General features: G+C 32.7%; 22 protein-coding genes. 10 read left to right on the forward strand and 12 right to left on the reverse strand.

Annotation, left to right across the window (positions count from 1 at the left end):
* Positions 1 to 16 precede the first annotated feature (16 nt).
* From dacB to BM238_RS02535, 4 genes are all read left to right on the forward strand, one after another.
* Positions 17 to 1,474, forward strand: coding sequence for a D-alanyl-D-alanine carboxypeptidase/D-alanyl-D-alanine endopeptidase (gene dacB / locus BM238_RS02520; protein WP_090078601.1), 1,458 nt, complete (start codon positions 17 to 19; stop codon positions 1,472 to 1,474).
* Between the two features lie 81 nt (positions 1,475 to 1,555).
* Positions 1,556 to 3,487 carry a M1 family metallopeptidase gene (locus BM238_RS02525; protein ID WP_090078602.1) on the forward strand — a complete coding sequence of 644 codons (1,932 nt, stop codon included), beginning with the start codon at positions 1,556 to 1,558 and terminating at the stop codon, positions 3,485 to 3,487.
* A gap of 195 nt (positions 3,488 to 3,682) precedes the next feature.
* Positions 3,683 to 4,876, forward strand: coding sequence for a glycine C-acetyltransferase (gene kbl, locus BM238_RS02530; RefSeq protein WP_090078603.1), 1,194 nt, complete (start codon positions 3,683 to 3,685; stop codon positions 4,874 to 4,876).
* Positions 4,877 to 5,055: 179 nt separating this feature from the next.
* Positions 5,056 to 5,493, forward strand: a complete 438-nt coding sequence (locus BM238_RS02535; protein ID WP_090078604.1) for a hypothetical protein — start codon at positions 5,056 to 5,058, stop codon at positions 5,491 to 5,493.
* 272 nt (positions 5,494 to 5,765) lie between these two features.
* Here BM238_RS02535 and BM238_RS02540 read toward each other — a convergent pair whose 3' ends face one another.
* The 5 genes from BM238_RS02540 to BM238_RS02560 form a co-directional block, all read right to left on the reverse strand.
* Positions 5,766 to 7,103: a TSUP family transporter gene (locus BM238_RS02540; protein WP_090078605.1), complete on the reverse strand. Its 1,338-nt coding sequence runs from the start codon at positions 7,101 to 7,103 to the stop codon at positions 5,766 to 5,768.
* Positions 7,104 to 7,109: 6 nt separating this feature from the next.
* Positions 7,110 to 8,351 (reverse strand): sulfate adenylyltransferase subunit 1, encoded by a 1,242-nt coding sequence (locus BM238_RS02545; RefSeq protein WP_090078606.1) that lies wholly within the window; start codon positions 8,349 to 8,351, stop codon positions 7,110 to 7,112.
* 85 nt (positions 8,352 to 8,436) lie between these two features.
* Positions 8,437 to 9,342 (reverse strand): sulfate adenylyltransferase subunit CysD, encoded by a 906-nt coding sequence (gene cysD / locus BM238_RS02550; RefSeq protein ID WP_090078607.1) that lies wholly within the window; start codon positions 9,340 to 9,342, stop codon positions 8,437 to 8,439.
* A gap of 33 nt (positions 9,343 to 9,375) precedes the next feature.
* Entirely contained in the window at positions 9,376 to 10,068 is a 693-nt protein-coding gene (locus tag BM238_RS02555) for a phosphoadenylyl-sulfate reductase (RefSeq protein ID WP_090078608.1), read from the reverse strand.
* Positions 10,069 to 10,147: 79 nt separating this feature from the next.
* Positions 10,148 to 10,555, reverse strand: coding sequence for an RrF2 family transcriptional regulator (locus BM238_RS02560; protein WP_090078609.1), 408 nt, complete (start codon positions 10,553 to 10,555; stop codon positions 10,148 to 10,150).
* Positions 10,556 to 10,606: 51 nt separating this feature from the next.
* On the opposite strand from BM238_RS02560, the gene BM238_RS02565 reads away from it, so the two are divergent.
* The gene (locus BM238_RS02565; protein WP_090078610.1) at positions 10,607 to 11,035 is read left to right on the forward strand and encodes a DUF4268 domain-containing protein; all 429 of its coding nucleotides are present in this window, start codon (positions 10,607 to 10,609) and stop codon (positions 11,033 to 11,035) included.
* 150 nt (positions 11,036 to 11,185) lie between these two features.
* Here the strand turns inward: BM238_RS02565 and gldG are convergent, their stop codons facing one another.
* The 5 genes from gldG to BM238_RS02590 form a co-directional block, all read right to left on the reverse strand.
* Positions 11,186 to 12,841 carry a gliding motility-associated ABC transporter substrate-binding protein GldG gene (gldG, locus tag BM238_RS02570; protein ID WP_090078611.1) on the reverse strand — a complete coding sequence of 552 codons (1,656 nt, stop codon included), beginning with the start codon at positions 12,839 to 12,841 and terminating at the stop codon, positions 11,186 to 11,188.
* A gap of 90 nt (positions 12,842 to 12,931) precedes the next feature.
* Entirely contained in the window at positions 12,932 to 13,258 is a 327-nt protein-coding gene (locus BM238_RS02575) for a GIY-YIG nuclease family protein (protein WP_090078612.1), read from the reverse strand.
* A gap of 69 nt (positions 13,259 to 13,327) precedes the next feature.
* Positions 13,328 to 14,056, reverse strand: coding sequence for an ABC transporter permease (locus BM238_RS02580; protein WP_090078613.1), 729 nt, complete (start codon positions 14,054 to 14,056; stop codon positions 13,328 to 13,330).
* Positions 14,057 to 14,099: 43 nt separating this feature from the next.
* Positions 14,100 to 14,645: a CopD family protein gene (locus BM238_RS02585; protein ID WP_090078614.1), complete on the reverse strand. Its 546-nt coding sequence runs from the start codon at positions 14,643 to 14,645 to the stop codon at positions 14,100 to 14,102.
* Between the two features lie 71 nt (positions 14,646 to 14,716).
* Entirely contained in the window at positions 14,717 to 15,544 is an 828-nt protein-coding gene (locus BM238_RS02590; RefSeq protein ID WP_090078615.1) for an SAM hydrolase/SAM-dependent halogenase family protein, read from the reverse strand.
* 166 nt (positions 15,545 to 15,710) lie between these two features.
* Here BM238_RS02590 and BM238_RS02595 point away from each other — a divergent pair, with 166 nt between their 5' ends.
* The 3 genes from BM238_RS02595 (at position 15,711) to BM238_RS02605 (ending at position 18,723) form a co-directional block, all read left to right on the forward strand.
* Complete coding sequence (locus BM238_RS02595) at positions 15,711 to 16,670, forward strand: PhoH family protein (RefSeq protein WP_090078616.1); 960 nt, start codon at positions 15,711 to 15,713, stop codon at positions 16,668 to 16,670.
* A gap of 713 nt (positions 16,671 to 17,383) precedes the next feature.
* Positions 17,384 to 18,091: a hypothetical protein gene (locus tag BM238_RS02600; RefSeq protein ID WP_090078617.1), complete on the forward strand. Its 708-nt coding sequence runs from the start codon at positions 17,384 to 17,386 to the stop codon at positions 18,089 to 18,091.
* A gap of 116 nt (positions 18,092 to 18,207) precedes the next feature.
* A complete protein-coding gene (locus BM238_RS02605; RefSeq protein WP_090078618.1) occupies positions 18,208 to 18,723 on the forward strand; it encodes an outer membrane beta-barrel protein in 516 nt (171 codons plus the stop codon).
* A gap of 75 nt (positions 18,724 to 18,798) precedes the next feature.
* Here the strand turns inward: BM238_RS02605 and ffh are convergent, their stop codons facing one another.
* Positions 18,799 to 20,166: a signal recognition particle protein gene (ffh, locus tag BM238_RS02610; RefSeq protein ID WP_090078619.1), complete on the reverse strand. Its 1,368-nt coding sequence runs from the start codon at positions 20,164 to 20,166 to the stop codon at positions 18,799 to 18,801.
* Positions 20,167 to 20,270: 104 nt separating this feature from the next.
* Here ffh and BM238_RS02615 point away from each other — a divergent pair, with 104 nt between their 5' ends.
* Positions 20,271 to 20,516 carry a ribbon-helix-helix domain-containing protein gene (locus BM238_RS02615; RefSeq protein WP_090078620.1) on the forward strand — a complete coding sequence of 82 codons (246 nt, stop codon included), beginning with the start codon at positions 20,271 to 20,273 and terminating at the stop codon, positions 20,514 to 20,516.
* Positions 20,509 to 20,784, forward strand: coding sequence for a type II toxin-antitoxin system RelE/ParE family toxin (locus BM238_RS02620; RefSeq protein ID WP_090078621.1), 276 nt, complete (start codon positions 20,509 to 20,511; stop codon positions 20,782 to 20,784). Before BM238_RS02615 ends, BM238_RS02620 begins: the two co-directional genes overlap by 8 nt.
* A gap of 72 nt (positions 20,785 to 20,856) precedes the next feature.
* Here the strand turns inward: BM238_RS02620 and BM238_RS02625 are convergent, their stop codons facing one another.
* On the reverse strand, positions 20,857 to 21,393 hold the full coding sequence (locus BM238_RS02625; RefSeq protein WP_090078622.1) for a type 1 glutamine amidotransferase domain-containing protein: 537 nt from the start codon (positions 21,391 to 21,393) through the stop codon (positions 20,857 to 20,859).
* Between the last annotated feature and the right edge of the window lie 407 nt (positions 21,394 to 21,800).

Here is a 21,800-nt window from a genome sequence, read left to right on the forward strand (position 1 = left end):
AGAAATAAAATAATATATGTTTAGATTAAAAAAATCTCTACTTCTTTCGGCCTTTTCTATATCCTTTTTCGCTTTTTCCCAAGGTACTTTTGCATCAAGCCAGTACCCGCAGATGTATGAAAATCAGGCTGATTCAAAAGACGCAAAATCTGTTCGCAGCTTTGCGGCAAAAGATCAGATCGACAGCGAAATTTCCAGAATGATATCTGATCCCGTGTTGAAAAACGCAAACTGGGGATTTGTTGTTTACGATCCTGTTACTCAGAAAACAGTGACCGGTTACAATGAAAATTCAGCACTCGTTCCGGCTTCCACCACAAAATTGTTAACAACAGACACGGCTTATGACTTGGTTGGCGAAAAATTTAAATGGAAAACTCAGCTTGAATATAAAGGTGACATAGATGCAGAGGGAGTTTTAAACGGAAATCTTTACATTGTTGGGAGCGGTGATCCTTCATTAGGAACAAGAAAAGCCGGCGCTGCGTCTTACACGGATATTTCTTCAGATTACTTAAGAGCAATTGCCGGAGCAGGAATTAAGAAGATAAAAGGAGATATTATTATTCAGACGGCGATTTTTAAAGTTAATAAAAGTCCTGTTTTGCCCGAAAATATAGTTTGGGTAGAAGATGGCAATTATTATTTGCCGGTTGGTACCACAACAGATATCAATCCTCGCAATGAAAAATTAACTGTTCCTGCGAAAAATCCATTTTCAGAAAATGAAAGGTATTTTTATGTGTCTCCTTATGCGCACAAAATGGTTTTTGCAAATACGTTTGATGGCAAAAACTTTCTAAGTACAGCTTTGCCGGAAGCGCCATCTTATCTGGCTACACTTTTGCGAAATTCGTTGATAAAAAGTAAAGTTTCAGTTTCAGGAACTGTTATTAATCTTAAAACGCAGCCAAAAGCGGAGAATAGAAAAGTACTTTATACTTATGAATCTCCAACTCTGGAAGAAATAATTTTTTATACCAACCAACACAGTGACAATGGTTTAGCGGAGGCAATTATGAGAATGGTCGGATTTCAAAAATACGGTGACCAAACAGTGACTTCTGGAAAAGAGGCGGTTGTTGATCATTTAAAAGCCATTGGTTTTGACTTAAATGGTTTCAATTACATAGATGGAAGCGGCCTTTCCCACAGCAATACGGTAATGCCTATTGCGCAGGCAAAATTTTTGGCGAGCCGAATGAAAGAGGAATATTTTAAAGATTATTTCGATTCTTTACCAGTCGCAGGTCAATCAGGAACATTGAAACATATGTTTTTGAACAGCGATGCAAACGGCCAGATCTTCGCAAAAACAGGCACTTTAAATAAGGTAAAAGCTTTGGCAGGTTTTATCAAAACAAAGAGCGGAAGAACGCTTACATTTTCTCTTTTAGTTAATAACTACGCGGGTTCGGTAAATCAGGTGAAGCAAAAAATGGAAGAACTGTTAGCGCCAACATTAGATCTCTAAATTATTAATTTTATAATATTTAAACCTTTTGATTGAATTATCAGAAGGTTTTTTTACCTTTAAACCTAAATTTTAAATAAAATGAAAAAAATATATTTATTGATATTAATTAGTGTTTTTGGCTTTTATTTAAAGGGTCAAAACATTAGTGAAGAAGCAGAAAGAAAATCATTGCTGAATACAGAGAAGAATAACTTTGCGAAAATGATCGCCTTCAATGTAAATCCAAATACTTTAAATTACGATCTAAAATCTCAAAGAATCGAACTACAGGTTGATCCTGCGGTTCAAAAAGTGACTGGAACTGTAACTTCCCAATTTGTTCCCAACCAAAATATGTCTTCTATTTATTTTGATCTTGCTACAACTTTAACAGTATCTCAGGTATTATTTCACGGAAATAATCTTTCATTTACGCAACTTTCGACGAAGGAATTAAAGATTGATTTTGCGAACGCTTTACCCGCAAATTCCTTAGACTCTCTTTCTGTAACTTATTCAGGCGTTCCGGATCTTTCAACCGGTGCTTTTACCACTTCCAAACAGTCCAATACTCCGGTTTTATATACTCTTTCTGAACCATACGGCGCTCAGGAATGGTTTCCAACAAAGCAAAGCATGAATGATAAAATTGAAAAAATTCAAATGATCGTGACTGCACCTTCGCAATACAATGTGGCTTCCAATGGAAAATTAATTTCAGAAACAATTTCCGGGGCTTTTAAAACAACTTTTTGGCAGACGAAATATGCAATTCCTGCATACTTAATTGCAATTGGCGTCACCAATTACACAAAATTTAATGATACGATGGGTTCGCCCGCTTTTCCATTTGTAAATTACGTTTATCCATCAACTGCTGCGAATACAACTTCAATGAACAATATTGCTTTTACTAAGCAAATCATGGCGGTTTATGAGCAATATTTTGGTTTATATCCGTATCGTGATGAAAAGTACGGTCACATGGAATTTGGCTGGGGTGGCGGCATGGAACACGCTACAATGACCTCAATGGGAGGTTGGGGACAAACTTTAATAGCGCACGAACTTGCTCACCAATGGTTCGGGGATAAAATAACTTGTGGCGCCTGGAATGACATCTGGCTGAATGAAGGTTTTGCCACTTTTGGAGAACATGTTACCCGGGAAAAATTGTTAAGTAATACCACTGATTTTAAAACATATCTGCAAGGACAATTAAACCTCATTACATTTCTACCAAGTGGAAGTGTTTATGTTGATGACGCTAATTTAAGCAATCAAAATGTAATTTTTGACAGCCGTTTATCTTATGCAAAAGGTGGCTATGTTTTAAGAATGTTAAAATGGATTTTGGGAGACGACCAGTTTTATCAGGCAATAAGAGATTATAATTCTCGTCCGAATCTGGCTTACAATTACGCCAAAACCGTTGATTTAAAAAATTCATTTTTACAGTCAACAGGTAAAGATTTTACTGAATTTTTTAATGAATGGATTTACGGACAAGGTTATCCAAATTACTCAATTCAGTATGGACAAAATACTGTTAATCAAAAGATAACTTTTAAAGTTTCTCAGTCCCAAAGTAACGCTTCAGTTCCTTATTTTAAAATGCCATTACCAATAAAAGTGACGGGAACCTCGGGTGAGACAGCTTTTTTAGCTTTAGATAATGATACAAACAATCAGTTATTTACGAAAGATGTATCATTTCCAGTAGCAAAAGTTGAATTCAACTATGACCTGCAACTTATTGAAAAAAACTCGACTGTAGCAGAAAATAAAGCCTTAGCAACCAATGAAATTTTAAGCAGTTCAAAAATTCAGATCTACCCAAATCCGGTGAAAAATAGCCTGAATATTTCTGGTTTAAAGGATTCTACAGCATTTGAAATTTACGGCATTGATGGCCGAAAAATAAAATCCGGTAATTATATTCCAAATTCCAATATTGATGTTTCAAAACTTTCAAAAGGATTTTATCTAATAAAAATTATAGGACAGACTTTTAAATTTATTAAAGAATAGTAATTTTTAAATAAATTTTTCTCTAAATCAACTTTGTCAAAGTTTAAAGCTTTTTAGCGATTAACTTAGACAAAGTTTTTTCTTAATTTTCATTTTGATTAATTTCATCAAAAATAAACTTCAATTTTTGTAAATTCGCAATCAAGATTATATTTAAAATTATAATCAAAAATGTAAAATCTAAAATTTAAAAACATGATATCTCAAAAATTTCTTGAAAACCTACAATCCGAACTTCAAACTATCGAAGCAGACGGTTTATATAAAAAAGAACGCATTATAACTTCCTCACAATCAGCAGAAATAACCGCAAACGGAAAAGAATTATTGAACTTTTGCGCCAATAATTATTTGGGATTATCTAACAATGCAGAAGTTGTGAAAGCGTCGCAGGAAATGATGGATTCTCACGGATTTGGTTTGTCATCCGTTCGTTTTATTTGCGGAACACAAGACATTCACAAAACTCTGGAAAGTAGAATTTCAGAATTTTTAGGAATGGAAGAAACCATTTTATACGCCGCTTGTTTTGACGCAAATGGCGGTGTTTTTGAACCACTTTTTACCGATCAGGATTGTATTATTTCAGATGCATTAAATCACGCGTCCATTATTGATGGTGTAAGACTTTGTAAAGCAGCACGATACCGGTATGAAAATAATAATATGGAAGATCTTGAAGCACAATTAATTGAGGCTTCTAAGAAAAACCACCGTTTTACAATTATAGTAACCGACGGCGTTTTTTCAATGGACGGAATTGTCGCCAATTTAGCCGGAATTTGTGATCTTGCCGATAAATACGGCGCTTTGGTAATGGTTGATGATTGTCACGCCACAGGATTTATCGGTAAAACCGGTCGCGGAACGCATGAAGCCAATAACGTGATGGGAAGAGTTGATATTATCACTTCCACTTTAGGCAAGGCTTTGGGTGGCGCAATGGGCGGATTTACGTCCGGTAAAAAAGAAATTATTGACATGCTTCGTCAGCGTTCTCGTCCTTATTTATTTTCAAATTCTTTGGCACCGGGAATTGTTGGCGCTTCTATAAAAGTCTTGGAAATGATCTCTAATGATACTTCGCTTCGTGATAAAGTTATGGAAAATGCAGAATATTTCCGAAAAGAAATGAAAGCCAAAGGTTTTGATATTCCGGATGGCGATGCAGCGATTGTTCCTGTGATGCTTTATGACGCACCTTTGGCGCAGAAAATGGCAGAAAAATTAATGGATGAAGGTATTTATGTGATTGGTTTTTTCTTCCCGGTTGTGGCAAAAGGAAAAGCCAGAATTCGGGTTCAACTTTCTGCGGCGCACACCAAAGAACAGTTGGATAAAGCGATTGCGGGTTTTACAAAAGTTGGGAAGGAATTGCAAGTGATTTAAAATTATAATTATTTGGGCGTGCCCTCGTCATTTTTCCTGCGCGGCTTCGCCGCGCCGAAAAAATAACGAGGTCGGTCTACGGTTCCCACTCCCGCCGCGGCGGGGAGTTCCACCTTCGCCCTCACGCGAGAATAGATAAAAGATAGTTTTTAATGTAATAAAATTAAAACAATAAAAGATTGAAAAAGATTATTATAACATTATTGATAAGTTTTATATTTTTAAATTGTAATGCGCAAAAGAGTGCATCACTTTATTACCAATATAATAATCAATCTACAAAATCAGATAGTTTAGGATATATTTCATATTTAAAAGAAGTACCACAAAAATTACAAAGGAAAAAGAATGAAATTCTACTTTTATTTAATTATGCTGCTTTCGTGAATGATAAAATATCGATAAATAAAAAGGAATATTTATTTAATGATTATCGATGTGGATATCTTCAAATTAGAATTTTAAAAAAATCAAATATAAAAATTTACTCTGACAAGAAAGGAACGATAAATTTGAAATTAAAAAAAGGCTTTAATTTTATAATAATTAACGGGAATTTTGACAATGGCTTGGGAATTATATATTCTGAATATTATCCAGTTCTTGAATGTATTTAATAGTAAAATTTGAATTTTTAATTTTATTATTAATTAAATCTTAAAAATACTAACCAAACTTACTCGCTGGTGCGAGCGTCACGCTCGTATCAAAAAAAAAAATAATTACGGACACAAGCGTGACGCTTGCGCCATCGAACGAAACCTAAAATCTAATTTTTACGATAATATTTTTAACTGACAACTGACAACTGACAACTGATCACTACAACCTAAATACATGTTTTCAAAAGAAGAAGTTACCAATCTCAAAAAAAATTAAAAAATATACTTTAAAATAATATCTTAAAAATATTAACCAAACTCATCACAATCACCAAAATACTAATTGCAATTGACATTTTCCGCACGGGAAGTCTTGAAGTCAACATCGCTGAAAATGGCGCTGTGACAACGCCTCCCAATAAAAGTCCAAGAATAATATTCCAATGGTGAATTCCGATGGTGAAAATAAATGTTACTGCACTTGTAATGGTCAGTAAAAATTTTGCAACCGTGGAACTTCCCACAACATAACGCGGCGTTCTACCATCTTTTATCAAAGAACCCGTTACCAAAGGACCCCAACCTCCGCCGGCAAAGGAATCTATAAATCCGCCGACAATTCCGAGCACTTTTAAATTACTTCTTTTTCTGGTACTTTTTATCAGGGATTTTTTAGCCAAAGTTTTACGTAAAATATTGGCGCCCAAATATAAAGTGTAAACGGAAATGATCGGCTTTAAAATTTTTGCATAATGTTCCCCAAAGTAAGACAGCGAAACTGCACCGATAATGGCGCCGATAATGGCGAAAGGCGCTAATGCAAAAACAAGTTTTAAATTGACATTCTTAAGCTTAAAATGACTGATACTTCCAGCTGCCGTCGTAAAACTTTCAGCGGAATGAATACTTGCACTAACAATTGGTGGCGGTATATTTAGCAATAAAAGAATAGTTGTGCAAATAACGCCGTAACCCATTCCCATAGATCCTGCGATCATTTCCGCCAAAAAACCGACCAAAACCATCCAAAGAAAAATGTGATTTTCTTGTGCGAAAAATAATTTTACATCAGGAAAGAGATTAAATTCCTGAAGCGTCAGAAAAAATAAACCGAAAAATACCAAAACACCAATAATCCCCAAATATAAATTGGCTTTTAGTTTGGCTCTTTTTACAATTTTCGCGGTATTTTCAATCTCTTTGTACGGATCAACTAAACTTACTTTTCGGGAAGTATTTTTATCAAAATTTTTATTAGAAAATTCTGTTTCAAAATCACTTTTTTCTTCAGAATTTATAAAATGTATTAAACCAAAATTCTCTTTCGACCAGATTTTAAAATAATGAAATTGAGTTTTTTCTGACTCTGTAACAAAAATTAATTTTTGATTTTTAAAATCACTTTCATCAACCTCTTTTTCAAAAATCGAAATAAAATTATGGACTTCTGCAAGAGATTTTATCTCCTGATCTATTTTTGGAAAAACAATTTTTATGTGAAAAGTTGAATAGTTTTTAATTAAAAAATTTAAAAAATTTAAATCATTTTTATCGCCTCCAATAATTAAAATATTCAGATTTTCTGAATTTAAATAAATGGGAAAAAGCGAGTTTTTAGATTTCATTTTTAACTATAAAATCATGCATGCTCCAACAGTAGCGTTGCTCGTTTCATCTATTAAAATCGCACTTCCCGTTGCATTATTTTTTTCATAAGAATCAAAAACCAATGGTGAAGCCGTTTTTAATCGAACTTTTACTATTTCATTCAGTTTTATATTTTCATTTGCAGGAATCTGCTCTAAAGTATTAACGTCGATTTTATATTCAATTTCTTTTACAATTGCCTTTACCAATCGGCTTTTGTGTTGAATGAAATATTTATTTCCTTCCGCCAGTTCTCTTTTGTCAAGCCAGCAAATTAAGGCTTCAAATTCATTTTCAACACTTGGTAAATTTTCAGATTTTACAAAAAAATCACCACGCGAAATATCAATATTATCTTCAATCTGAATAACTGCAGGTTGATTGGCAAAAACTTCTTCCACTTCTTTTCCACCCGTTTCTAATTTTGAAATCGTCGTTTCAATATTTTCTGGAAGAATGGTTATTTTATCTCCTTTTTTATAAACACCAGAAATAATTTGTCCCGCATAACCTCTGTAATCATGCAGTTCTTCAGTTTGTGGACGAATTACATACTGCACTTGAAAACGCGCATCAGTTAGATTTACGTCGTCACTAATTTCTAAATTTTCTAAAAATTCTAAAAGTGGTTCGCCTTGAAACCAATTCATATTTTCAGATTTTCCTACAATATTATCGCCATGAAACGCTGAAATAGGGAAGTAGTCCACATTTTTTAAGCCTAATGTTTCTGCAACTTTTTCGTAGTTTGTTTTAATTTCTTGGTAAACTTCTTCCGAATAATCTACCAAATCCATTTTATTAACAGCAACTACAACATGTTTTATTTTTAAAAGTGAGGCAATTATCGAATGACGTCTTGTTTGCTCGATCACGCCTTGTCTAGCGTCAATTAAAATAATGATCAATTGAGAATTTGACGCACCTGTGATCATATTTCGCGTGTATTGCACGTGTCCTGGTGCATCTGCGATAATAAATTTTCTTTTTTTCGTGGCAAAATATCGGTAAGCAACATCAATTGTAATTCCCTGTTCACGTTCTGCACGCAAACCATCGGTTATTATTGCCAGATCAATTCCATCAGAATTTTTGTTTTTTGACTGCTTTTCCAGCGCTTCAAGTTGATCAACCAAAATACTTTTACTATCGTAAAGCAATCTTCCGATCAAAGTGCTTTTTCCGTCATCAACGCTTCCTGCGGTTATAAATCTTAAAATATCCATGTTTTTATATGAGTAATGAATAATCTTTAATAAGTAACTTTTACGCAATTTAGAATTGCATATTACTTATTACCAATTAATTATGTTAAAAGTACCCGCCTTTTTTACGGTCTTCCATTGCTGCTTCGGTCACTCGGTCGTCAATTCTGGTTTCGCCCCGTTCAGAAATTCTGGAAGCAGTAATTTCATTAATGACATCATCCAAACTTGATGCATCAGATTCAATTGCGGCAGTACAAGTCATGTCACCAACAGTTCTGTAGCGCACTTTTTTATTTAAAATGGTGTCATTTTCATCAATTGTGATAAAATCCGACGCGGCAATTAATTGTCCTTCATGCTCAATCACATCTCTGAAATGTGAAAAATAAATGGAAGGCAATTCAATTTTTTCTTTTCTAATGTAATTCCAGACATCAAGTTCCGTCCAGTTTGAAATGGGGAAAACACGCACATTTTCACCTTTATGAATTCTGCCGTTGTAAATATTCCACAATTCCGGTCTTTGTAATTTCGGATCCCATTGTCCAAACTCATCTCGAACAGAGAAAAAACGTTCTTTTGCACGTGCTTTTTCCTCATCGCGACGAGCGCCGCCGATGCAGGCATCAAATTTAAATTCTTCAATCGTATCCAAAAGTGTGTGCGTTTGAAGCCAGTTTCTGGAAGCAAATTTGCCCTTTGGCTCCGTTAATTTTTTTGCTTTAATCGTATCTTCAACGTAACGAACAATCAATTCTGCGCCAATTTTTTTGGCTAAATGATCGCGGTAATTCAAAGCTTCAATAAAATTATGACCAGTATCAATATGAACCAAAGGAAACGGAATTTTCATAGGAGCAAAGGCTTTCATCGCTAAATGAACCATTAAAATAGAATCTTTTCCGCCACTGAAAAGCAAAGCTGGCTTCTCAAACTGTGCCGCAATTTCCCGCATCATATAAATGCTTTCTGCCTCAAGTTGCTCTAGATAATCTAACTGATAACTCATTTTCTAATTTTCGATTTTTTGAATTAAAGAGGTTTAATGAGAATGTAAACCACATTCTTTTTGAGAGGTTTCCCAAAACCAACGTCCGGCGCGAGGATTTTCTCCTGGCTCAATTGCTCGTGTGCAAGGCGCACAACCAACGCTGATAAAGCCTTTATTATGTAATGTCAATTCCTGAATTTTGTGAAGTTCAATGTATTTTAAAACATCTTCGTATGACCAGTTAATTAAAGGATTGAATTTATAAAGTTGTCGTTCTTCATCAAATTCTATCATTTTCATATTTTCCCGGTTTTCAGATTGCTCGCTTCTCAAACCAGTGATCCATATTTTCGCACCTTCCAAAGCACGGTTTAAAGGTTTTACTTTTCTTATAAAACAGCATTCTTTTCGGTTTTCCACAGAATGATAAAAAGCATTTATTCCTTTCTCATTCACATATTTTTCAACGTCTTTTGAGTCGGGAAAGTAAACTTCAGTTTTGATTTTATATTTTGAATTATTACCGGAAAGTAATTCGTAATGTTCGTAAAATAATCTTCCCGTATCTAAAGTAAAAACTTTTATCGGCAAATTATTTTTAAAAATAACATCAGTAATGACTTGATCTTCCTGACCAAGAGACGAAGAAAATAGCGCAGAATCACCAAATTTTTCAGCGATTATTTTTAAAGCATTTTCTAAAGTCGAGTTTTCAAGTAAGTCAATTTCAGGCGTTGAAAGCATTTTTTATTTAAATAAATATAGAATGCAAACTTCCGATAATTTTGTTAACCTACCAAATTGGTGGACTACTATATATTTATCAATCGGCTAAATCGAGTAGGGTTTTAGTTTCCAGAATACGCAGAGAAGCATCGCGCACTTCTATTAAAACATCGTGCAAACTGCAATGATCTTCGCTGCAATTCTCACATTTTTTATAGAAATTAAGACTTACACAAGGCAAAAGTGCAATCGGACCATTTACCAGACGAATTATTTTTGCAAGCGTCACATCTTTTGGATTTATCTTAAAAAAATAACCACCGCCTTTTCCTTTTTTACTGTCTAAAATTTCAGATTTTTTTAACTGAAGTAATATATTTTCTAAAAATTTTAAGGGAATATTTCGTTGTTTTGAAATTTCTGAAATCAAAACCGGACCTTCATTTCGTTTACCGACCAAATAAGATAAAGCGCGGAATGCGTATTGTGATTTCTTTGATAACATTTTACAAACTTAATATTTTTAATTAAATTTCAACTTTCAAAATTAAAATTAATGTTTTCAAAAGAAGAAGCCGCAAATCTCAAAAAAGAATTCTGGACTGCTTTCGGGAAATCTTTTCCACGAAAATGGCTTTTGTATGATACCAAAATTAAAGATTTTTCTTTTAAATTTTATGCTGATAATAAAAAAGCAGAAGTCTCGCTAAATATAGAAATGAACTACGAAGTTTACAGAAATGCTTATTTTGAAAAAATACAAAGTCTGGAAAATCTTTGGCTGGAAGAAATTCCCGAACTTATTTTTGATGAAAATTTCACTTTAGAAAAAGGAAAAATAATCAGTAAAATTTGGGTAGAAAAATTAGACGTCAGTTTATTTAATAAAAATTCCTGGCGCGATATTTTTGAATTTTTTGTTGAAAATATGCAAAAAATGGAAACCTTGTTTTTTGAATATGAAGATTATATTAAGGATGTTTGAAAGTTATTTTGTCATTCCGTAGGAATCTGAGCAATGTATTTTCACGGCGGAGATTTCTACGGAATGACAAAACTGTTTTTGTAATTTGTGTATTCATGGCATAAAAAATCAACAGATTGTTTCGTTCCTCGCAATGACGTCAGATTTTAATTAAGAAAATTTATTTTTCCTCAACCAATAAAAAAGTCCGCCAAGAAGTGCTAAAATACTTAAAGGTAAAAGCAAATTAAACCATTGCCAATACGTTTTTTCATCTTCAATTCTTTCTCTGTCGAGTAATCTGGCTTCAATATTTCGGTTGCGCAACGTCATTAAATTAGAATCATCTAAAAGAAAATCTAAGGAATTTTGCAAAAATTGCGCATTTCCATACGTTTGTTTTGTAAGCATATCTTCGCCTAAAGGCAAAGGTTTTCCTTTCCAGACTTCGTTCTTTCCCAGGTCGCCATCAGCAATTACGATCATTTTATTGTCAGAACTTTCTGCCTTAAAATTGGGATAAGAAGATTTTTCAATTCTGTTGGCATAAGCAGATTTGAATTTTCCTTCTAAACTAACAGCATAAATTTTCGGCGAAGTTAATTTCTCATCTTGGCTTAAAGAATCTGCTTTTACGATTTCTGAAAGCGACACATAATTCGGAACAGATTTCAATAAAGTTCTGTCGCTGCTTTCAAATAGAACGTTGGTTTTAATATTTTTTCGCCCCAAAGTATCGATTGAAGTGGGGAATTCAAACTTTACGGGATTGATATTTTTGGTGATTAGATTATTATTTTCAGCAATTCCCAAAGGAAAATAAGGCCAAAGAAAACTTGTGAATTGCGGATTTCCTTCAACCTGACCAGAAACGATTCTTATCAACGCAGATTTCTTTAAATCTTTTACCAACGCGGGATTTATGCGTAAACCATAATTAAAAAAGAAATCCGTCATGTTTAAATCTGAAGGATACGCCATGATTTTTTTTGCGGTGTAAAGCGTGTCCATTTCTGCGTTTACAGCGTCCATCATCCACAAAGTTTTTCCGCCGTGCATGATGTATTGATCGAGAATTACTTTTTCATTATCGGTAAATGCTTTGCGCGGTTTTGCGATCACCAAAGCATTCATTTGACTTAATTTCGGAACATCGTCTAATGAAAGTTCAGTTTTATTTGCGGGAATTATCGGTCCGACGTTATAATTTTCAAGCGCCATATTCAAAAATCCCTGAAAATGGTCCGGACTTAATTCAGCCTGATTGACTAAAAATCCAATGTTTTTTTTCTGTTCTTCCGTCATTTTTTTAATATTGGAAGCGAAATTATATTCTAAATTTTCTATCGATCTGTTGAGTTGATCTTGCGGGTCAATTCCTTGTTGGCTTATAATTAGAGGAAGGGAACTGCCGAAAGTATTGTATTTTAAAGTGGCGTACGGATAAATTGTGACTTGCGTAATTTTTCCGTTTCTGTTGTCAGAAAGTTGTGAAGGTTGCATTCCCATGGCAGACAAAGTATCGGGCGACATTTTTGTTTTTATAGGATCAATAAATTTAAAATCAATTTTCGGATTTACTTTTTGAAATTCTTCCAGTAAAAATTTCGTTTCATTTTGAAGTTGTTTAAAATTTGCAGGAAAATCGCCATCTAAATAAACATCAATTGTCATTGGCTTTTTCACGGAATTCAAAACCTTTATGGTAGAATCTGAAAGTGTGTATCTTTTTTCTTTGGTTAAATCTAGGCGGAATTTATAAACGCCAAAAATGCCTGAAATTAAAATTAAGGCTAAAAATATATAGATGATTTTTTTTTTGTTCATATTTAAAAATGGGTTTTTTTTCCAATTTTTTAAAGTGTTTTTGTCATTCCGTAGGAATCTAAACTGTGAAATTTTTGCAATAAGAAAATATTAATTTGTAATGTTATTTTTAAATAAATCATTTAAAAAATCTAAATTAGGATTTATTTCACGAATTAATTTTAACTTTTTCTCTCGCGACAAATTTTTAATTTCCTTTTCCCGCTCAATTGCTAATTGTATCCACCCAAATTTTTGATAATAAATTAAATATTTCGTGTTATATCTTGAACTAAAACTTTGAGGATTTTGATTATTGAAATGCTCGTCAAGTCTTCGATATAAATTATTTGTTACGCCTGTATATAAAACAGTTCTATTTTTATTTGTAAGAATGTAAACGTAACAATTATAAATACCTTCTGTAAATTCAATCATTGGAAAATTTTTTAGTGTAGATTCCTACGGAATGACAAATGGATGAATAGTTCAATTTTTTATCTAATATTACTTCTTTTTTTCAACAAAAAATTTAGACAAATATAAACTCAAACCAATCACCAAAAGAAAATATGCCAAATCTTTGCTATCAACCAAACCACGGGAAAAGCCAATATAATGTTGGTAAAATCCTAAATTTTGAAGGAAATAATCTGCGCCGCCCAATAATTTATACGAGGCTAATTGTTGGATTCCAAAGTATAAAATGAAACATAAGAAAACGCCAGATAAATAAGCCATGATCTGGTTTTTTGACCAGGAACTTGCTAAAATTCCGAGGGCGGAAAAGCTGGCAATGAGTAAAATTAAACCCAAATAACTGCCGAAAGTCATTCCTAAATCGATATTGCCTTCCGGAATGCCTAAAATGTAAACCGTGTAAAAATAAATTAACGAAGGCAAAAGACATAAAATCCCAACCAAAAAAACAGAGAAAAATTTACCTAAAATAATATCTGAGATTTTCAAAGGTTGAGAAAATAGCCATCTTAAAGTGCTGTTTTGTTCTTCTTCAGCCAAAGTTTTCATCGCCAAAGCGGGAATGATAAACATTAAAAGCCAGGGAACTAAAACAAAATAACTTTGTAAACTGGCTGTACCAATGAAAAATAAATTAAAATCATTATCAAAGAAAAAAAGAAAAAGTGTGCCGATCAAACTGAAAGCCGCCAAAATTAACCAGGCGCTCCAATTGCCGAAATACGCCCATAATTCTTTTTTAAAAATTGCAATCATTATTAGTTGTTAGTTGATGGTTGTCAGTTGTTGGAAAAATCATCTATCTTTTCGCTTTGTTTACCAATTTTACGGTCATTGTTATTAAGAAAACTAAAACGAAAAATCCTAAGATTAATTGCCACCAATTTTGAATAACGTAATCCTTTAAAATAACAGTTACAACTATTAAAAAGAGAAGAAAAGTCGCTATTTCATTATATTGTCGAAGTTTTAAATTCGAAATAGAAAGATCTTTTCCTGCAAGTGATTTTATTTCTAAAACGCGTTTCCAGGCCCAATAATGGTAGAAAAATAAACCTACTAAAAACATCAATTTTAAATGAAACCAAGGCGTTTGTAAAAGTCCGGTATTTAAAATGATCATCGTAATTCCGCAAACTGTCATAATTATGAAAGCTGGAACTGTAATGATATTCCACAATCTTCGCATCATAAAAAGATACTGCTCGCGCAAGATTAATTTTTTTTCTTCAGGGAAAGAATCTGTGTCTTTGTAGTAAACAAAAAGCCTCACGAGATAAAAAAGTCCCGCAAAATAACTGACCATAAAAATGATGTGAAAAGCTTTTAAAAGAAGATATAACATTGATTTTAATTATTAACAAAGATAAAGAAACTGTGCGAAGAAAGTTTTAAATAAAAGTCTAAAATCGATGATTAAATAAACTCAATATAAACATGTTCGCCAAGATTAATGCCCAACAAAGTTTTTGCGCCACTGTTTTTGTTTCCTTTGTAAATGCTGATTTCTAACAGATCTGCATCATTAAAAAGTGAAATAGATTTTCCGTGATATTGTACCTCATTATTCCAATCCGGAATAAATGATGTGTAACTGTCGTAAATATTATTTAAGGAAAGATTACGGAATTTCACGATATAATTTTCGTGTACAGCATTTATCTTTTCAAAAAATTGCCGTGAAATATTAGAAATTACGTTACCAAAATTGTCAATGTACATTATTTCACCAATGATAATTTTCTGGGATTCATTGTAAACTGCTCTTGGAAAGGTCAACTGCAAAGGATTTTTTAATTTTCTGCCAATCACTTCCGGCAAACCGCCATTTAAAAGATGAACAGCTGCAGGCGCAAAAATATCCGTACTTGTGAATTTTACAATATCATCAAAACGGTTATTTAATGTGATCTCGTAAATCGCCTCAGGTTTTTGATCAAAGAAAATTAATGACAGTAAACCATTGTCTGCAGCGATAAAATAATGGCCGTTCGCTTTATAGATAATAAGTTTTCTGTCTTTTGAATAAAAACTGTCAACAGAAATAATATGAATTGTGCCCGCGGGAAAATGAGAATAGGCATTTCGTACAACGTAAGCCGTTTCCGTTAAGTGATAAGCCGTAATCTCATGCGAAATATCATTAATTTTCGCGTCTTCGTTCATGCTCAAAATTTTACCTTTTATCGCTGCCACACGATGATCTACGAGACCGTAATCTGATGTTAAAGTAATTAAAGGCATAGAAATTTTTGTTTGAGCTTCACCGTTTCTGGTTATTGCAAATTTAATTTAATTAGTTTAGAATAAAAAGTTTCTAACAAATGATTCATTTAAATTAGATGTTTTTAAAATATTTATTATAATTTTAATGTAGCAATAAATTTAAAAAAATAAAAATCAATACTGAATGTTTGAACTGAACTACGAAATTTCTGATATAGATGTAAAGTCCTTTTACGGTGTAAATAATCAATTTTTTAACTTAATTAAATCTTCTTTTCCCACTTTAAAAATTACTGGCAGAGATAATTATATTTCCGCGAAAGGCGAGCAGGAAACTGTCAGTATTTTTAAAACTAAACTTGAAGACATTGTTTCTTTCATTAAAAAATACAATACGATCAATATAAAAGATGTGGAAAGTATTCTGAGAATAAAGGATGAAGATGAAAAAAAACTTGTTTTTGACAATGATGTGATCGTAAAAGGCGTTAATGGCAAAATCATTAAGGCGAAAACGACCAACCTTAAAAAACTCGTAAAAGAGAGTGAAAAAAAAGATATGGTCTTTGCAATTGGTCCGGCCGGAACAGGAAAAACTTACACAAGTGTTGCTTTAGCCGTGCGTGCGTTGCGTGATAAAGAAGTGAAAAGAATAATTTTAACGAGACCTGCAGTTGAAGCTGGTGAAAGTCTGGGTTTCCTACCAGGCGATTTAAAGGAAAAACTTGATCCTTATTTACAGCCGCTTTATGATGCTTTGAGAGATATGATTCCGCATGAAAAACTGGAAGGTTTTATCGAAAAAAATGTAATTGAGGTTGCGCCGCTTGCATTTATGCGAGGCAGAACTTTGGATGAAGCTTTTGTAATTTTGGATGAAGCACAAAATACGACGCATTCTCAAATGAAAATGTTTCTGACAAGAATGGGAATGAATGCCAAATTTATCATCACCGGCGATCCAACACAAGTTGATTTGCCCATGCGCCAAAAATCCGGATTGAAGGAAGCGATGCGAATTTTGGAAAATGTAGATGAAATTGGCTTCGTGCATTTAACGGAAGAAGACGTAGTTCGGCATCCTGTAGTTCGTAAAATAATTGTGGCTTATGCAGCAGAAGATAAACGGCAGAATGAAAATTAAAGATTTTATTTTTTTAGCGAATATCAAGTATTAAATTAAATCAAATTTCCATATTTCATTAATGATTATAAAATCCTGCACATGTGGCGGGATTTTTTTTGTTTATTAAAGAAATCATTAAACATTTTTCTTAGAATTTTTTTTCTAAAACTTACTGTTTTAATTGAAATCGATCAAAGTTTTTAAAAAATTCTAAATTTTACGACGATTTGTGCAAAAATCTTGAGTTTTTTTTAATGAAAAATTCTTGTTTTTACACATAAAAAAGCAGTTTTTTTAAATATTTTTCAAATTATTTGAAATATTTTGAATTTTTTTTGTATAGGATTTGGTGAGAATTTTTAAATTTTAACACTTCAAATCATATTTATACAATTATTCTAAAAAGTCGCTATCTCCCATTATTTCTACTTTAATATGGAAACGTAATTTTTAGTTAAACCTAAGTTTATATACGAATTATTTTTTTAAAATGAACTAAAATTTACTATATATTATTAAATATTTAAAAACTTTGATAATTGTGTAATATTTTAAAACTCAAATTGTAAAAGTGTATTATATTTAACCTATTTGTCATAAATTTTAATACTTATAATCAATTATTGCGTAAAATTATATAATTAATAACTAAAATACTATTTTATTAATAATTTGATTATTATGTTTTTTGTTTTTAAATTAGCTTTAATAATCAGTTAAAGCATTTAATTATGAGAAAATATTATTATTTAAGTTGCATTTTACTTTCCAGTTATGCATTCTCTCAGGTGGGGATTAATACGCCCACACCGCAAGGAACATTAGATGTAAATGGAAATATAATGGTGCGATTAACACCAACGCATGCTCCCGCAGCAAGTTATAATGTTTTAGCTGTCAATCCAACTAATAGGGAAGTACAGATAATCAGTACCACTTTGCAATCAGCTGTTAATGGAAGCATTGTAAAAGTGGAAAAGGATACCAACGTTAATCTTGCAAACGTAGCAATCTTTGCGGGTTCAGGTTATAACAGAATTAATTTCTCGCAAGCAAATGTCAAAATCGATAACCCTGATCCTAATGCTAATTTTGATGTAACTGACGATAGTTACACAGCGAAAAGTACGGGTATTTATGAAGTAAATTATGAATTTCGATATGGAAGTGGTGTGCAAGCGTCAATCCTTGGTGGAGTTCCAGGGATAGGTGTTTTTAAAAAAGTTGGTTCAGCCGCCGCTACATTGTTAGATGAAAGATTATTCTCAGGTGCGAATCTTCTTGTAGCAAATATAACGATCAGCCAAACAAGTATTAACAGTATTTATAAATTAACTGCAGGCGATAAGCTTTTATTTGGAGTTAACGAAGGAAGTATTGTAGTAAGTTTATTAAGCGGTAGTTTCGTTACCATAAATATTAGAAAAATTTCAGATTAGGTAGAGCGGTCAGCGCAATTTTAGATGAAAAAAGAGAATCCTGAGCATATGCGCAGGATTTTTTTTGCTTACTAAAATATATTATATTCGCAATTAATTAAAAAAAATATTTAAATATGAAAAAATTATTACTGACTTCTGCCATTGCATTTTTTGGATTGGTAAGCGCGCAAAAAGCTGTTTTTGGCGCCAACGCAGGTTATCTTGCAGGTTTTGCAAAGGCAAAAACACCATTTGGAACTTCTACAAATAACGATGGAGGTTTTTACGCCGGATTTTTTGCGGAATTTAATGCAGGAAGTAAATTAAAAATTGAACCGGCTATAAACTATGTAAATATTGATGGTGACAGTGCTTTACAAATTCCGATCGTAGCAAAATACTACGTTGATCCAAAATTTAATCTTCAGGCAGGACCACAATTTTTGTTTGATTTTTCAGATAACCCTTATCCGGACAATTACAATACAACAAATATTGGACTGGCTTTAGGCGCCGCTTATGAATTTACGCCAAAATTATTTTTGGAAGGCCGATATTCATTTCAGTTAAATGATCACTTGAAAAACGCACCAAGTAACTATTCTGTGAAAGCAAATTATCTTAATATTGGTTTGGGATACAGATTTTAATTCTGCAACAATTTAAAAAATAATAAATCCTGAGAATTTCTCAGGATTTATTTATTTTAAAAAGATTTCTAAAATTTATTTTCCAAAAAGATTTCCGCCCGCGCCCGGCATATTTGGCATTCCTTTGCTCATCATTTGCATCATTTGTTTGCCTTGTGGCCCCTGCATCATTTTCATCATTTTGCCCATCTGCTCAAATTGTTTCATCAAAGCATTGACGTCTTCAATTTTTCTTCCGGCACCTTTCGCGATTCTTTGTTTTCTGGTTGTATTTATTAAAGACGGCGTTCTTCTTTCGTCCGGCGTCATACTGTGAATTATTGCTTCAATATGTTTAAAAGCATCATCATTAATATCCACATCTTTGATGGCTTTTCCCACGCCTGGAAGCATTCCCATCAAATCTTTCATATTTCCCATTTTTTTGATCTGGTTGATCTGTTTTAAGAAATCATCAAAACCAAACTCATTTTTGGCAATTTTTTTGTGTAATTTTTTGGCTTCTTCTTCGTCAAATTGTTCCTGAGCTCTTTCCACCAAAGAAACAACGTCACCCATTCCTAAAATTCTGTCTGCCATTCTTTCCGGGTAGAAAACATCCAATGCTTCCATTTTCTCACCCGTAGAAATAAATTTGATAGGTTTCTCAACAACAGAACGAATTGTCAAAGCCGCTCCACCACGCGTATCACCGTCTAATTTGGTTAAAACGACACCGTCAAAATTAATAGTATCATTAAAAGTCTTAGCCGTATTTACCGCATCTTGTCCCGTCATGGAATCTACCACGAAAAGCGTTTCATTTGGTTTAATGGTTTGATGAATTTTTTTAATTTCATTCATCATTGCTTCATCAATCGCCAAGCGACCTGCCGTATCGACGATTACAACATCGTATTTATTTTCTTTAGCAAAAGAAATCGCATTTTCTGCAATAGAAACGGGATTTGTGTTTTCGGCTTCAGTATAAACCGTAATTCCAACCTGTTTTCCTAAAACTTTTAATTGCTCTATCGCAGCCGGTCGATAAACGTCACAAGCCACTAATAAAGGGTTTTTTGCTTTTTTTTGTTTTAAATAATTGGCGAGTTTTCCCGAAAAAGTTGTTTTACCAGAACCTTGCAAACCTGCAATTAAAATTACACTTGGTTTGCCTGAAAGGTTAATTCCTTCCTGCGAACCGCCCATTAAATCTACCAATTCATCATGAACAATTTTCGTCATCAATTGTCCCGGACTTAAACTCGTTAAAACATTTTGTCCCAAAGCCGTATCCTGAACTCTTTTGGTTAAATCCTTGGCAACTTTATAGTTTACATCGGCATCCACTAACGCACGGCGGATTTCTTTTACCGTTTCTGCGACGTTAATTTCCGTGATTTTCCCGCGTCCTTTAATATTGTGAAGCGCTTTATCTAATTTATCCTGTAAACTGTTGAACATAATTTTGATTTAATGAGTTGCAAAAATACGGAAATATTTAAAGTTTTAAAAATCTAAAAAAGTAAATTATTTGGTGTAAATTTACACCACTAAAAATAAATATCATGGCTAGACAAAGTATCACATTAGCAGAAAAAAATGACGAATGGTTGAAAAATCAAGTTGAAGAGCAAGAATTCAGCAGTAAAAGTGAAGTGGTAAATTATTTAATTAAAAAGGCCCGCGATCAGAAAGAATATAACGATTATGTTCAAATGAAAATTGATCGTGGATTAAAAAGTGGAAGAGCACCACACCAAACCAAAGAAGAAATACTTGCTGAATTTAAAAGTAGGATAAAAAATGTATAATTTATTTTTGAGCAAAGAAGCCAAAGAAGATTTATATAGAATTTACAACTATGGATTTTACAAATTTGGAGAATTGCAAGCAGATAAATATTTGAATCAATTTTACAATCAATTTGATAGAATTGAAGAAAATCCATTGATGTTTCCCAAGGTTACGGAGCAAAAAAATATTGATAGATTTTGCGTTTGTGGTGTTGATAGAATTTTTTTTAATATTTTAGACTCTGAGATTGAAATTATTACAATTGTAGGTCGCCAAGATTTTTAAATATTCCTTTTCTAAGCAAAAAAAACACAACCAAAAGATTGTGTTTTTTTTAATGAAAAATTTAATTTAATTTTATGCTTGTAATGTTTCAACAATTTTAGCATTGAAAGCATCTAAGTCTTTTGGATTTCTACTGGTAATAAGATTTCCGTCTTTTACAACTTGTTCATCAACCCAATTTGCACCGGCGTTTTCCAAATCTTTTCTAATTGAAGGGAAAGATGTCATTTTTTTTCCTTTAACAACTTCCGCAGTAATTAAAGTTTGTGGTCCATGGCAGATTGAAGCAACTAATTTATCTGTTGCGAAAAAGTCTTTCACGAATTTTACTGCATGTTCATCATTTCTTAAAGCATCTGGATTGATCACTCCTCCCGGCAAAATTAAGGCGTCATAATCAGCTACCTTTGTCTCACTTACAGTTTTATCAACTTTAATGGCATTTCCCCATTCGTGGTCCGTCATTCCTTTTATTTCCCCGGATTTTAAAGAAATAATGTCAACTTCCGCACCTTCTTTTTTCAAAGCTTTTAATGGGCTTTCCAATTCTGACTGCTCAAAACCGTCCGCTGATAAAATGGCTACTTTTTTATTTTCTAAATTACTTATAATATTTATTTTCTTCTTCCCATGCAGGTTTTAAGCCATAAGCTGTTGTGCAAAAAAGTTTAACAAAATTTTATAACTTCTTTAATAATAGCCTGTTTTTTATATAATATTTCGTAATTTCGATCGTAAAAAGATTTGGCAAAATTCAAGTTTTTTAATTGTTTTAGTTAAATATTCGATTTTTAGACCTCAATAACTCAGAATTAAATCTTTAATACAATTTTCATTCTTCGTTCTTTCCTCTTGATAAAAAAGAACCAAAAAATCAAGACTGGAAACTCACCTAAAAATTTAAATTTCAGCCTAAAATTTTTGAACTCGGGCGGGAAGTTTATTTATTTTCTGAGTTGATCATTTTTTGCCGCCACTCAAACAGAAAAAATTTTTTAACGGCTGAAATTCAAATT

The organism is Halpernia frigidisoli, assembly GCF_900113805.1.
Classification (GTDB): Bacteria; Bacteroidota; Bacteroidia; order Flavobacteriales; family Weeksellaceae; genus Halpernia; species Halpernia frigidisoli.

What these genes read in the sequence shown, in the direction of transcription:
- dacB (WP_090078601.1), top strand. Translation starts at nt 17, where the DNA reads ATGTTTAGATTAAAAAAATCTCTACTTCTTTCGGCCTTTTCTATATCC.
- BM238_RS02525 (WP_090078602.1), top strand. Translation starts at nt 1,556, where the DNA reads ATGAAAAAAATATATTTATTGATATTAATTAGTGTTTTTGGCTTTTAT.
- kbl (WP_090078603.1), top strand. Translation starts at nt 3,683, where the DNA reads ATGATATCTCAAAAATTTCTTGAAAACCTACAATCCGAACTTCAAACT.
- BM238_RS02540 (WP_090078605.1), bottom strand. Translation starts at nt 7,103, where the DNA reads ATGAAATCTAAAAACTCGCTTTTTCCCATTTATTTAAATTCAGAAAAT.
- BM238_RS02545 (WP_090078606.1), bottom strand. Translation starts at nt 8,351, where the DNA reads ATGGATATTTTAAGATTTATAACCGCAGGAAGCGTTGATGACGGAAAA.
- cysD (WP_090078607.1), bottom strand. Translation starts at nt 9,342, where the DNA reads ATGAGTTATCAGTTAGATTATCTAGAGCAACTTGAGGCAGAAAGCATT.
- BM238_RS02555 (WP_090078608.1), bottom strand. Translation starts at nt 10,068, where the DNA reads ATGCTTTCAACGCCTGAAATTGACTTACTTGAAAACTCGACTTTAGAA.
- BM238_RS02560 (WP_090078609.1), bottom strand. Translation starts at nt 10,555, where the DNA reads ATGTTATCAAAGAAATCACAATACGCATTCCGCGCTTTATCTTATTTG.
- BM238_RS02565 (WP_090078610.1), top strand. Translation starts at nt 10,607, where the DNA reads ATGTTTTCAAAAGAAGAAGCCGCAAATCTCAAAAAAGAATTCTGGACT.
- gldG (WP_090078611.1), bottom strand. Translation starts at nt 12,841, where the DNA reads ATGAACAAAAAAAAAATCATCTATATATTTTTAGCCTTAATTTTAATT.
- BM238_RS02575 (WP_090078612.1), bottom strand. Translation starts at nt 13,258, where the DNA reads ATGATTGAATTTACAGAAGGTATTTATAATTGTTACGTTTACATTCTT.
- BM238_RS02580 (WP_090078613.1), bottom strand. Translation starts at nt 14,056, where the DNA reads ATGATTGCAATTTTTAAAAAAGAATTATGGGCGTATTTCGGCAATTGG.
- BM238_RS02585 (WP_090078614.1), bottom strand. Translation starts at nt 14,645, where the DNA reads ATGTTATATCTTCTTTTAAAAGCTTTTCACATCATTTTTATGGTCAGT.
- BM238_RS02590 (WP_090078615.1), bottom strand. Translation starts at nt 15,544, where the DNA reads ATGCCTTTAATTACTTTAACATCAGATTACGGTCTCGTAGATCATCGT.
- BM238_RS02595 (WP_090078616.1), top strand. Translation starts at nt 15,711, where the DNA reads ATGTTTGAACTGAACTACGAAATTTCTGATATAGATGTAAAGTCCTTT.
- BM238_RS02600 (WP_090078617.1), top strand. Translation starts at nt 17,384, where the DNA reads ATGAGAAAATATTATTATTTAAGTTGCATTTTACTTTCCAGTTATGCA.
- BM238_RS02605 (WP_090078618.1), top strand. Translation starts at nt 18,208, where the DNA reads ATGAAAAAATTATTACTGACTTCTGCCATTGCATTTTTTGGATTGGTA.
- ffh (WP_090078619.1), bottom strand. Translation starts at nt 20,166, where the DNA reads ATGTTCAACAGTTTACAGGATAAATTAGATAAAGCGCTTCACAATATT.
- BM238_RS02615 (WP_090078620.1), top strand. Translation starts at nt 20,271, where the DNA reads ATGGCTAGACAAAGTATCACATTAGCAGAAAAAAATGACGAATGGTTG.
- BM238_RS02620 (WP_090078621.1), top strand. Translation starts at nt 20,509, where the DNA reads ATGTATAATTTATTTTTGAGCAAAGAAGCCAAAGAAGATTTATATAGA.